The following is an 11,580-nucleotide window of genomic DNA, read 5'->3' on the forward strand; positions in this document are numbered from 1 at the left end:
CCTTCGTACCGTCGCCGTTGATCATCTGGAGATGATAGGTCTACACCACGCGAATGGACTAGACCTCTTGCGGGTCGGGGGGTCACACTGTCCTGCGTGAGACACGTCATCGCCCTCGATGTGGGCGGCACCGGGATGAAGGCCGCCCTGGTCGGAGCGGACGGCACCCTGCTGCACCGGGCCCGCCGGGCGACCGGACGCGAGCGCGGACCGGACGCCGTCGTCGAGGGCATCCTCGGCTTCGCCGCCGCACTGCGCGACCACGGTGTCGAACACCTCGGCGAGCCCGCTCTCGCCGCGGGCGTCGCCGTCCCCGGCGTGGTCGACGAGGCGCGCGGCACGGCCGTCTACGCGGCCAACCTCGGCTGGCGCGACGTTCCCCTGCGCGACCTGCTCGGCGCGCGGCTCGGCGTCCCGGTGGCCCTCGGCCACGACGTGCGCACCGGCGGCCTCGCCGAGGGCCGGATCGGCGCGGGCGAGGGCGCCGACCGTTTCCTGTTCGTGCCGCTCGGCACCGGCATCGCGGGCGCCATCGGCATCGCGGGCGGGGTGGAGGCGGGCGCGCACGGCACCGCGGGCGAGATCGGCCACATCGTGGTGCGCCCCGGCGGGGCCCCGTGCCCGTGCGGGCAGCGCGGCTGCCTGGAGCGGTACGCGTCCGCGGCGGCCGTCGGCGAGGCGTGGGCGGCGGCCTGCGGGAGGGCGGACGCGGACGCGGCGGACTGCGCCGCGGCCGTCGCGGCCGGCGACCCGGACGCCGTCGGGGTCTGGCGGCACGCCGTGGACGCGCTCGCCGACGGACTGGTCACCGCGCTCACCCTGCTGGACCCGCGCACGATCGTCATCGGCGGCGGGCTCGCGGAGGCGGGGGAGACCCTGTTCGCGCCGCTGCGGGAGGCCGTCCGCCGGCGGGTCACCTTCCAGGCCCTCCCGCCGATCGTCCCCGCGGCCCTCGGCGACACCGCCGGATGCCTCGGCGCCGGGCTCATGGCCTGGGATCTCCTCGAATCCACCGACCGTACGGAGGTAACCACCTGATGGCCCCTAGAAAGGTTCTAGCCGGTGCCCGGGTGGTGCTGCCCACCGGGATCGTGGACGACGGCCGGGTGATCGTCGAGGGCACCCGGATCGCGGACGCGGCCCCCGCGGGCTCGGCCTCGGCGGGCGCGGCCCCCGCGAACTCGGCCTCCGCGGGCTCGGCCTCCGCGGGCTCGGCCTCCGCGGGCTCGGGGAGCACGCACGCGGAGACCACGGCGGCCAAGGCCTTGGACGCCGAGGCCATGGACGCGGAGACGGTGGACGTCACCGGCCACTGGCTGGTCCCCGGCTTCGTCGACATGCACAACCACGGCGGCGGCGGGGCCTCCTTCACCTCGGGCACGGTCGACGACGTCCTCAAAGGCATCCACACCCACCGCCTGCACGGGACGACCACGCTGGTCGCCTCGACCGTCACCGGGGACATGGACTTCCTCGTGCGGCGCGCCGGGCTGCTGAGCGAGCTGGCCGAGCAGGGGGACATCGCCGGCGTCCACTTCGAGGGCCCCTTCATCTCCCCGTGCCGCAAGGGCGCCCACTCCGAGGAACTGCTGCGCGACCCGGATCCGGCGGAGGTCCGCAAGCTGATCGACGCGGCGCGCGGCCGGGCGAAGATGGTCACCCTCGCCGCCGAACTGCCGGGCGGGATCGACTCCGTACGGCTGCTCGCGGAGCACGGTGTGATCGCGGCGATCGGGCACACCGACGCGACCTACGAGCAGACGGTGCAGGCCGTGCGGGCGGGCGCCACGGTCGCCACGCACCTGTTCAACGCGATGCCGCCGCTCGGCCACCGTGCCCCCGGCCCGATCGCCGCGCTGCTGGAGGACGAGCGGATCACCGTCGAGCTGATCGACGACGGCACGCACCTGCACCCGGCCGCCCTCCAGCTGGCGTTCCACCACGCGGGGGCGGCGCGGGTGGCGTTCATCACCGACGCCATGGACGCGGCCGGCTTCGGCGACGGGCGCTACATGCTCGGCCCGCTGGAGGTCGAGGTCGCGGGCGGCGTGGCGCGCCTGGTGGAGGGCGGCTCGATCGCGGGGTCGACGCTGACGCTGGACCGGGCCTTCCAGCGGGCGGTGACGGTCGACGGGCTGCCCGTGCAGGACGTGGTCGCGGCCGTCTCCGCGAACCCGGCCAGGCTGCTGGGCGTGGACGACCGCGTGGGCTCGCTGGAGCCCGGCAAGGACGCCGACCTGGTGCTGCTGGACGCGGAGTTCGCCCTCAAGGGCGTCATGCGCCGGGGCGAATGGGTGGTCGATCCGCAACTGGGATGATCTGTCCGGCTGTTGGCGGCGGCGGTGTCCTGGGAGAATGGAAGGGCCGCCGCCCGTCCGGCACGACCGGGCGCCGGCGCAGACAGATCAAAACGCACACGCACTTCCGGGGGAGGTCGGCCCAGGTGATCCTCACGGTCACGCTGAACACCGCTCTCGACATCACCTACCGCGTCGGGACGCTGCGCCCGCACGCCTCCCACCGGATCGCCGAGGTGACCGAACGGCCCGGCGGCAAGGGCGTCAACGTGGCGCGGGTGCTGGCGGCCCTCGGGCACGAGACGACGGTCACCGGCTTCACGGGCGGCGCCACCGGGCGCCTGCTCCAGGAGCGGCTGACGGCCACCGCGGGTGTGGTGGACGCGCTGGTCCCGGTCGAGGGCGCGACCCGGCGCACCGTCGCCGTCGTCGACGAGCGCACCGGCGACACCACCCAGTTCAACGAGCCCGGTCCGCACATCACGCCCGCCGAGTGGTCCGCGTTCCTGGACGCGTACGAGGACCTGCTGGCGTCGGCGTCCGCGGTGGCCCTGTGCGGCAGCCTGCCGCCGGGCGTCCCGGTGGGCGCGTACGCCGGGCTGGTGCGGACCGCGCGGGCGGCCGGGGTGCCCGTGCTGCTGGACACCAGCGGGGAGCCGCTGCGCCGCGGGGTCGCCGCGCGCCCCGACCTGATCAAGCCGAACGCCGACGAGCTGGCCGAGCTGACCGGTTCCCACGATCCGCTGCGCGCCACGCAGGACGCCCGCAGGCGCGGCGCCCGGGCGGTCGTGGCGTCCCTCGGCGCGGAGGGCCTGCTGGCGACGGCCCCGGAGGGCCTGTGGCGCGCCGCGCCGCCGGCCCGCGTGCACGGCAACCCGGCCGGCGCGGGCGACTCGGTGGTCGCCGGCCTGCTGTCGGGCCTGGTCGAACAGCTCCCCTGGCCCGACCGCCTGGCCCGCGCGGTCGCCCTGTCGGCGGCCACGGCAGCGGCCCCGGCCGCAGGCGAGTTCGACCCCACGACGTACCACGCCCTCCTGACCCACGTGGCAGTAACCGGCCTGGCCACCGCAGCCTGACCACAGCCTCCCTGAAAGACCACACGAAACGGCCCGGCAGCGCCCCGAAGGGGCGCGAGGAACTGCGCGACCGGCCACGACGGCGCCGCGGACGGCGGACGGCGGACGCCGTTTCCGGCCAACCCGCGGAGCGCGGAGCGCTACCGCTTGACCTGGCCCGCCTTCAGCCACAACTGGTCCAGCAGCACGTCGCACTGGTCGCCGTCCTGGCAGGACAGGCTGATGGTGTTCGAGCCCTTGTTGAGGCTCGGGTAGGCGTACGTCTGCGTCCAGCCCTTGGCGTAGTCGCCCTCCGAGGCCTTGGCGAAGTTGCCCAGGTTCAGCTTGCTGCCGAAGACCTTGCCGTTGATGGTGAGCGTCATGCTCTGGTCCTTGCCGGGGACGCTGTAGCCCGCGAAGAGGGTGTAGACGCCGGCCTCGGGGATGCCGTCGACGGTCCAGGTGACCGAGGCGCCGACGTTGTTGAGGCCGGTGACGTATATGCCGCCGTCGGCGCTCGCGCCCTCGACGTCGGATGCCGTCGTCACGCCCGGCGCGAGGTTGAGGGCCTTCGCGTCGATCTTCGGCAGCTCCGTCTGCGCCGCCTTGCTGGCGCTCGGGGACGTGCTCGGCTCGGCGCTCTGGGAGGCGGTCGGGGTCGCGCCGCCGTCGCCCGCGTCGTCGTTGCCGGAGTCGCCGCCCAGCATGGCCACGCCGATGCCGATGACGACCGCGGCGACCACCGCGATCGCGCCGATCAGCAGCCCCTTGGTGTTGGGGCCGCGGCCGCGCCCGCCGCCGCCCTGCGTCTGCTGCCGGCCGGTGGGAGCGCCGCCGGGAAGGGTCTCCGGCGCGGCGTAGTGGGCGTTCGGCTGGCCGTAGGCGCCCTGCTGCTGCGGGGCCTGGCCGTACGGCGCGGTCGGGGCCGTCGGCTGGCCGTACTGGCGCTGGCCGACCGCGCGCACCCGGTTGACCGAGTTCGGGTAGCCGTAGCCGCCACCGGAGGGCGGCTGGGCTCCGTTGGCCTGCCCGTCGGCGTAGAGGTAGCCGAACGGGTCGTCGTCCTCGGGCGTGCTGGCGCCGTTGTTGCCGGACGTCATCCCTTGGTACTCCTCAACAGGTGCGGGGCGGATGCGATACGTGAGGTCGGATGGCGAGCCTACCCCCACCTGATGACCCGAACGGGTGACGCAGCTCGCATCACCTCGCTGACCTGCGGGTCATCCCGCCCGTCTGTGCTGTTTGGGACGAGATCGTTTCTCTACGTACATCCGCTCGTCGGCGGACTTCAGCACTTCGTCGGCCGTCATGCCGCAGTGCGCCCAGCCGATGCCGAAACTGGCGCCGACGCGCATGGCCCGGCCGTCGACCCGGATGGGCTGGATGATCTCGTTGCGCAGGCGGACGGCGAGGTCCTGGGCGTCGGCCCGGCCGAGCCCGTCGGCGAGCACGACGAACTCGTCGCCGCCGAGGCGGGCGACGGTGTCGCCGTCGCGCACGCCCCGGGTGAGCCGCCGGGCGACCTCGATGAGGACCGCGTCGCCGGCGTTGTGCCCGAACCGGTCGTTGATCGACTTGAAGCCGTCGAGGTCGCAGAAGAGGACCGCGAGACCCTTGGTGCCGTCGTCGCGCTCGCCCTCGGGGGCGATCGTGTGCACGTGGTGGTCGTAGGCGTCGTAGTGCTCGGCGTCCGGCCGGAAGTCGAAGCCGTGGCCGCTGGATTCGTATGCGGGGTGGCCGTAGGCCGCGTCCAGGGACGCCGGGGCGTCCGGCTGGGCGGGACGCCGGCACAGCCGGGAGGAGAGGCGGGAGCGCAGCTCGGCCGAGTTCGGCAGGCCGGTGAGCGAGTCGTGGGAGGCGCGGTGGGCGAGCTGCAGCTCGCGGCGCTTGCGCTCCTCTATGTCCTCGACGTGGGTGAGCAGGAAACGGGGTCCGTCGGCGGCGTCGGCGACGACGCTGCTGCGCAGGGACACCCAGACGTAGGTGCCGTCGCGGCGGCCGAGGCGCAGCTCCGCACGGCCGCCCTCGGCGGAGGTGCGCAGCAGGGTGCCTATGTCCTCGGGGTGGACGAGGTCGGAGAAGGAGTAGCGGCGCATCGCGGAGGCGGGGCGGCCCAGCAGGCGGCACAGCGCGTCGTTGGTGCGCAGGATACGGCCGTGCTGGTCGCCGCCCAGCTCGGCGATGGCCATGCCGGAGGGGGCGTACTCGAAGGCCTGCCGGAAGCTCTCCTCGCTGGCCCGCAGGGCCTGCTGCTCGCGTTCCAGCCGCACCAGCGCGCGCTGCATGTTGGAGCGCAGCCGTGCGTTGCTGATCGCGATCGCGGCCTGGAAGGCGTACATCTGGAGCGCTTCGCGGCCCCACTCGCCGGGGCGGCGGCCGTTGCGCGGCCGGTCCACGGACAGCACGCCGATCAGCTCGCCGGGGGAGCCGCCCGGCACGCCGGGGGTGTACATGGGCGCGAAGAGGCGGTCGGAGGGGTGCCACTCGTCCTCGAAGCGGGGCGCGGGCCCGTCGGTGTACCACTGCGGCACGTCGTCGTCGTCGAGGACCCAGCCCTCGGTGTGCGGGATGAAGACCAGGTCGCCCCAGCGTTCGCCCATGCTCAGGCGGCGCTCCCAGGAGTCGCGGGAGCCGACGCGGCCGGTGATCAGCGCCTCGGCGGCCGGGTTGCCCGCGAAGGCGGCGACGACGAGGTCGCCGTCCGGGCGCACCAGGTTGACGCACGCCAGCTCGTAGCCGAGGCCGTTGACCACACCGTCGGCGACGGTCTGCAGCGTGTCCGCCAGGCTGCGGGCGGTGTTCATGTCCGCCATGACCTGATGCAGTCGTCGCAGGGTCGTGAGACGGACGTAGGGCTCCGACTCGGTCTCCATGCTCGCCCTCCCCCCGAGACCTCGCAGCGAATCAAGGGTGCTCATCGGCGCTTGTGGTTCAGTGGTGCCCTTGCATCTTCCCCGCCACTGAATCACAGCGCGCTCCCCACCCGGTACACAGGGTCAACAATTAATGCTTCTTGTGACTCAAGTCACAGCAAAAGATGAACAATTGAGTGGTGTTTCCGCGTTTTAGCTGTGCGTTTACCGAAAGCAAGCTTTGCGGCCCTGTGGAGATGCCACACAAGGGTACGCGGCGGATTGGTCCGGTGGTCCTAGGACCGGACTGGTTCCGGGGTCCGATGCGGTTCCCGGTGAACGGAGATTAGCGTTTCCGGTGTGTCCCACACTCCTGCCGCTCCGCCCCGTTCCGTTCCGCTGCCCGCCGCCCGGCATGCTGAGGGGGTGAGCAACGACGAGTTCCGGGCCGCGATGTCCCGGCTGGCCGCGGGCGTGGTCCTGGTGACCGCGCAGGAGCCGCCGCTGGACCCCGACGACGCCTCGGCGCCGCCCGGCGAGGACGTCGGCATGACGGCCACCGCCTTCATGTCGGTGTCGCTGGACCCGCCGTTGGTCCTGGTCAGCCTGCGCGAGGGCTCCCGCATGGACGACCTGCTCGCCGAGCAGCCGCTGTGGGCGGTGTCGGTGCTGTCCGAGAGCCAGCGCCACATCGCCGGCCGCTTCGCCATGAAGGGCCGCGTCAGCGACCGGCTGCTGTTCGCCGACATCCCCCACGTCCGCGGCCGGATCAGCGGATCGCCCCTGGTGGGCGGCGCCCTGGCGACCCTGGAGTGCCGCACCGAGCAGCGGGTGACGGCGGGTGACCACACGCTGGTGATCGGCCGCGTCCTGGCGGCGGACCTGCCGAGCGCGGAGGGCGGCCCGCTGACGTACTTCCGCGGCCGCTACCGCCACCTGGGCTGAGCCGGCCCCACCGCCTGGGCGGGAGCGGTGCCGTGCCGGCCTCCCGAGAGCGGCGGGGGGAGGCCGCGGCGGCCCTGCGCCGGGTTCGCTGCCGGGCTCACGCCCGCGCCCGGGGGCGGCCCCGGTGCCACCCCCGGGCGCGGGCGGGGCAGGCGCGCGTGGCAGCCGCCCGGGCTGGGCTTGGCCGAGCCGGCACCCACGGCCCGGCCGGGCAGGGGCCGGAGTCGGCCGCGACCACCCGGTAGCCGCCTGAACAGGGACGACGTCGAACGGCCACCCGTGCCAGTCACCACCTGGGCCCGCACACCACCGCCGCCGAGCCGTGACCGCCGGGCCGCCGCCCGGACATGACCGACGCACCCCCTTGCCTGCCGCCCTTGCCTGCCACCCGGCCCGGCAGTCGCGCCCGGCAGCCCGCCCAGGGCGACATCGGCCCGGAGCCGACACCCGCCCGGCGGTCGCCCGGCAGCCGCCCGCCGAAGGCCGACGCCGAACGGGCCCGCTTCCGGGGCCCGCCAGGCAAGACCTGTGCCGGAACAGGCACCCCGCACCCGGCAGCCGCCCGGACAAGGCCCGCCCCGAGCCCGCCCCGGCGCCCGAGCCCGACGCCCGTGCCCGGCGCCCGTGCCCGGCGCCCGAGCCCGGTGGCCGCCTATACGAGGCTGATGTCGAGCCGGGACACTCGCTCGGGGGCGGTCGCGATGTCCAGCACGGCGATCCGGCTCCGTACGAACGTGAAGGCCAGGGCCCGTTCCACGCGCCCGTCGACCAGCACCACGAGGCCCGAGGCGCCGTTCACCAGGGCGGGCCGCGCCACGCGCGCCAGGCCGGCGAAGCGCGCCGCGTTCCGGGCCACCGCCGCCGCGCCGGCGGTCACCCCGGCCTCGGTCCGCGCGAGGACGTCCGGGTCCAGCACCGCCACCAGCCCCTCGAAGTCGCCCTCCCGGGCGGCGGCGAGGAAGGCGTCCACGACCTCCCGCTGCCGCGCCAGGTCGGCGTCCGGAGCCTCGGCCCCCCGCACCCGGCGCCGGGCCCGGCTGGCCAGCTGCCGGACCGCGACGGGGGTACGCCCGAGGATCGCCGCGATCTCCTCGAACGGCACCGCGAACAGGTCGTGCAGCACGAAGGCCAGCCGTTCGGCGGGCGTCAGCGTCTGCAGGACGACCAGCAGCGCCACGCCCACGGAGTCGGCGAGCAGCGCGTCCTGCTCGGGGTCGCCGGGGGCCGTCACGGCGGCCGGCACGGTGGTCTCCAGCGGTTCCTCCGCGCGGGACCTGCGGGAGCGCAGCATGTCCAGGCAGACCCGGCCGACCACGGTCGTCAGCCAGCCCGCGAGGTTGTCCACCTGCCGGGTGTCGGAGCGGCTGAGCCGGAACCACGCCTCCTGGACGGCGTCGTCGGCTTCCGCGACCGAGCCGAGCATGCGGTGGGCGACGGCGTGCAGACGGCTGCGGTGGGATTCAAATCGTCGAGCGAGGAATTCCGTGGTCTCCGCGTCGTTTCCGGCGTTCGGGAATTCGTCGTCGTCCATTCGGTCACAACTCCTCGTGTGGCGGCGGCCGGTCTCGACGACAGGACGAACGGGACGGGGAGGATGTGACATCGGCCGCATTGTGCGGCAGGAGGAGAGAGGGCACGGCGATGTTTCCCGGCGGAACAAAAGGCGTTCGGTAAACGGACCGCGATGTCCATGGGGCATCGCGGTTCACGTCCGGCGCGGTTCACGTCCGGCGCGGTTCACGTCCGTGCGGTTCACGTCCGTGCGGTTCACGTCCAGTCGCGGCCGGAGCGTCCGCGCTTGGTGTCCGAGCGCTGCTTCTTCTCCCGCAGCCGGCGCTCGTTGATCCCGCGGGGAATCCGGGTCGGCCGGCGCGGCTTCGGCGGCGGTGCGGTGGCCTCGGCGAGCAGGGCGGCGAGACGGACGGCGGCGGTCTCGCGATTGCGCCACTGAGAGCGGTGCTCGGAGGCGCTTACGGTGACGACGCCGTCGACCAGCCGCCCGGCCAGCCGCTCCAGCGCCCGCTGCTTCCACACCTCGGGCAGCGCCTCGGTCGCGGCGAGGTCGAAGCGCAGTTCCACCTGGGTGTCGCTGGTGTTGACGTGCTGTCCGCCGGGTCCCGAGGAGCGCGAGAAACGCCACATGAGCTCGGCCTCGGGGAGCGAGACGGAGCCGCGGATCAGGTAGGGACCGGACATGGGCTCCATGTTCCCGGCTCTGTCCGGTCCACGTCACCTATTTTTCGGCTGGTAAAAGAGGTAAAGAGATCCGGAACCATACGAACCTCTCTCGGCGTTCATCAGGGGTAGCTGTAGCTTTCGATACGCACCGCGTACGCAACGAGGGAAGGGACTCCCGAACCATGGCTGTAAGCCTGTCCAAGGGTGGCAACGTCTCGCTCACCAAGGAGGCTCCGGGCCTGACCGCCGTCACCGTGGGTCTTGGCTGGGACGTCCGTACCACCACCGGTACCGACTTCGACCTCGACGCGTCCGCGATCGCGGTCAACGCGCAGGGCAAGGTCTACTCCGAGGCCCACTTCGTCTTCTTCAACAACAAGCAGACGCCGGACAACACGATCGTCCACACCGGTGACAACCGCACCGGCGAGGGCGCGGGCGACGACGAGGCGATCAACGTCAACCTCGCCGGTCTCCCGGCCGACATCGACAAGATCGTCTTCCCGGTCTCCATCTACGACGCCGAGAACCGCTCGCAGAACTTCGGCCAGGTCCGCAACGCCTACATCCGCATCGTCAACCAGGCCGGCGGCGCCGAGATCGCCCGCTACGACCTGTCGGAGGACGCGGCCACGGAGACGGCGATGGTCTTCGGCGAGCTGTACCGCAACGGTGCGGAGTGGAAGTTCCGCGCGGTCGGCCAGGGCTACGCCTCCGGCCTGGTGGGCATCGCCCAGGACTTCGGCGTCAACGTCTGACGCACGTCCGACGCGTCCGACGCACGTCCGACGGCCATCTGCCGCACAGAGCGCTGAGCGAGGCCCCCGGCCAAACGGCCGGGGGCCTCGGCGTCGGCCGCCGTCCCTCGCCCAGGCCCTCGCCCCGCACCCGCACCTGCGCCGCATCCCCGTCCTCGTCCCCGTCCCCGTCCCCGTTCGCGTCCGCGTCCGCGCGACGAACGCCGTCCAGGCGGTCCGGGCACCCGCTCCAGGGCGGTCCTGAGCGGGCCGCCTAGCATGAGTGAGGGTGACCACACCGGCCCCGGCAGACACGAGGAGCGAGCGCCATGACCATCGCACCGGGCGACGCGCGGCGAGGCGCCTCCCGCCTCTTCCGGGCCCTGCGGGTGGAGCGCGAGCAGTGACCGGCGGGCCGCCGGTTCACGGCATCTTCCTCGAGCGGCTGTCGCCCGCCGACGGCGCCCTTCCCGGTGAGCTGCTGACCGAGCTGACCCGTCTCTACGCCTCCAACCGGGAGTTCCACGCCCTCAGCGGCGATTTCCCCGACCCGGACGACATCCGTCCGGAGCAGGTGGCGGCCGCGCTGGCCGACGAACTGGCGCATCCGGACGTCGAGGTACTGCTGGCCCGCAGCGGCGGGCGGGTGGTCGGCATCGTGATCACGCTCGCCCGCCATCCGGACCCGGCCGACCCGGACCCGTGGATCGGTCTGCTGATGGTGGACGCGGACGTGCACGGGCAGGGGTTCGGGCGGCGGATCGCGCGGAGCGTCGAGGACGGCTTCCGCGCGGCGGGCCGGGACGCCGTACGACTGGCCGTGCTGGAGGACAACCTCAGGGCCTTCGCCTTCTGGACCTCCCTGGGCTACGAGGTGATCGACCACCGCGAGGACCGGCAACTCGGCCGGCCGTGCGCGGTGTTGCGCAAGGAGCTGTCCGCCCCGCCCGCGTGAGCCGCTCCCCGGGGAGCCGCCGGAGGTCCTGACCGCCGGTGAACCTCCGCCGCACTCCCCCGAGTTCCGGAGACACCGTCCGCCCTTGATGGCGCTCTGTCAAAAGGCCGGTCGGGATGTCACTCTCTCCTCGCTCGCCGCAACGCTGTGCCCCAGCCGTGTCCCTCCGTGCCCCCACCACGAGGGCACAAGCCCAGCAAGGACGGCTCCTCCGCCGGCTACTGGTCCCGCACGGTCGCCCGGCTCGACGTGCACTACTCGTCCGGCGTGGCGAACCACTTCTTCTACCTGCTGTCCGAGGGCAGCGGCGCGAAGACCGTCAACGGAGTGTCCTACAACTCCCCCACCTGCAAAGGCGCCCGCTCGCCGGCATCGGCCGGGCCAAGGCCGAGCAGATCTGGTACAAGGCCCTGACGACGTACTTCACCTCCTCGACCGACGACTACGCGGGGGCGCGGGTCGCCACCCTCCAGGCGGCGAGCGACCTGTACGGCGCGGGCAGCGCGGAGTACCGGACGGTGGCGGCGACCTGGACGGCGGTCAACGTCAACTAGCCTCCAG

The 11,580-nt window shown here is 73.4% G+C and carries 10 protein-coding genes and 1 pseudogene; 7 read left to right on the plus strand and 4 right to left on the minus strand.

What is annotated here, in order from left to right; genetic code table 11:
• The first annotated feature begins 96 nt into the window (after positions 1 to 96).
• The 3 genes from AB0G63_RS04920 (at position 97) to AB0G63_RS04930 (ending at position 3,373) form a co-directional block, all read left to right on the plus strand.
• Positions 97 to 1,038 carry an ROK family protein gene (locus tag AB0G63_RS04920; RefSeq protein ID WP_360744325.1) on the plus strand — a complete coding sequence of 314 codons (942 nt, stop codon included), beginning with the start codon at positions 97 to 99 and terminating at the stop codon, positions 1,036 to 1,038.
• Positions 1,038 to 2,318: an N-acetylglucosamine-6-phosphate deacetylase gene (gene nagA, locus AB0G63_RS04925; protein ID WP_360744328.1), complete on the plus strand. Its 1,281-nt coding sequence runs from the start codon at positions 1,038 to 1,040 to the stop codon at positions 2,316 to 2,318. Before AB0G63_RS04920 ends, nagA begins: the two co-directional genes overlap by 1 nt.
• A gap of 125 nt (positions 2,319 to 2,443) precedes the next feature.
• Positions 2,444 to 3,373, plus strand: coding sequence for a 1-phosphofructokinase family hexose kinase (locus tag AB0G63_RS04930; RefSeq protein WP_360744331.1), 930 nt, complete (start codon positions 2,444 to 2,446; stop codon positions 3,371 to 3,373).
• Between the two features lie 140 nt (positions 3,374 to 3,513).
• On the opposite strand, the gene AB0G63_RS04935 is transcribed toward AB0G63_RS04930, so the two are convergent.
• Positions 3,514 to 4,452 carry a carbohydrate-binding protein gene (locus tag AB0G63_RS04935; protein WP_360744334.1) on the minus strand — a complete coding sequence of 313 codons (939 nt, stop codon included), beginning with the start codon at positions 4,450 to 4,452 and terminating at the stop codon, positions 3,514 to 3,516.
• 120 nt (positions 4,453 to 4,572) lie between these two features.
• The gene (gene cdgB / locus AB0G63_RS04940; RefSeq protein ID WP_360744337.1) at positions 4,573 to 6,225 is read right to left on the minus strand and encodes a diguanylate cyclase CdgB; all 1,653 of its coding nucleotides are present in this window, start codon (positions 6,223 to 6,225) and stop codon (positions 4,573 to 4,575) included.
• A 432-nt stretch (positions 6,226 to 6,657) separates the two neighbouring features.
• On the opposite strand from cdgB, the gene AB0G63_RS04945 reads away from it, so the two are divergent.
• On the plus strand, positions 6,658 to 7,149 hold the full coding sequence (locus AB0G63_RS04945) for a flavin reductase family protein (RefSeq protein WP_360744506.1): 492 nt from the start codon (positions 6,658 to 6,660) through the stop codon (positions 7,147 to 7,149).
• A 652-nt stretch (positions 7,150 to 7,801) separates the two neighbouring features.
• Here AB0G63_RS04945 and AB0G63_RS04950 read toward each other — a convergent pair.
• Both AB0G63_RS04950 and arfB read right to left on the minus strand, forming a co-directional pair.
• The gene (locus tag AB0G63_RS04950; protein ID WP_360744340.1) at positions 7,802 to 8,680 is read right to left on the minus strand and encodes a sigma-70 family RNA polymerase sigma factor; all 879 of its coding nucleotides are present in this window, start codon (positions 8,678 to 8,680) and stop codon (positions 7,802 to 7,804) included.
• 236 nt (positions 8,681 to 8,916) lie between these two features.
• Complete coding sequence (gene arfB, locus AB0G63_RS04955) at positions 8,917 to 9,354, minus strand: alternative ribosome rescue aminoacyl-tRNA hydrolase ArfB (RefSeq protein WP_360744343.1); 438 nt, start codon at positions 9,352 to 9,354, stop codon at positions 8,917 to 8,919.
• Positions 9,355 to 9,509: 155 nt separating this feature from the next.
• Between arfB and AB0G63_RS04960 the strand changes: the two genes are divergently transcribed.
• The 3 genes and pseudogenes from AB0G63_RS04960 to AB0G63_RS04970 all read left to right on the plus strand — a co-directional run.
• Positions 9,510 to 10,085 carry a TerD family protein gene (locus AB0G63_RS04960; protein ID WP_360744346.1) on the plus strand — a complete coding sequence of 192 codons (576 nt, stop codon included), beginning with the start codon at positions 9,510 to 9,512 and terminating at the stop codon, positions 10,083 to 10,085.
• 382 nt (positions 10,086 to 10,467) lie between these two features.
• Complete coding sequence (locus AB0G63_RS04965; RefSeq protein WP_360744349.1) at positions 10,468 to 11,019, plus strand: GNAT family N-acetyltransferase; 552 nt, start codon at positions 10,468 to 10,470, stop codon at positions 11,017 to 11,019.
• Positions 11,020 to 11,208: 189 nt separating this feature from the next.
• Positions 11,209 to 11,573: pseudogene (locus tag AB0G63_RS04970) on the plus strand (M4 family metallopeptidase); the annotation flags it as partial.
• Positions 11,574 to 11,580 lie beyond the last annotated feature (7 nt).

It is taken from the genome of Streptomyces sp. NPDC020996, assembly GCF_040641355.1.
Lineage (GTDB): Bacteria > Actinomycetota > Actinomycetes > Streptomycetales > Streptomycetaceae > Streptomyces.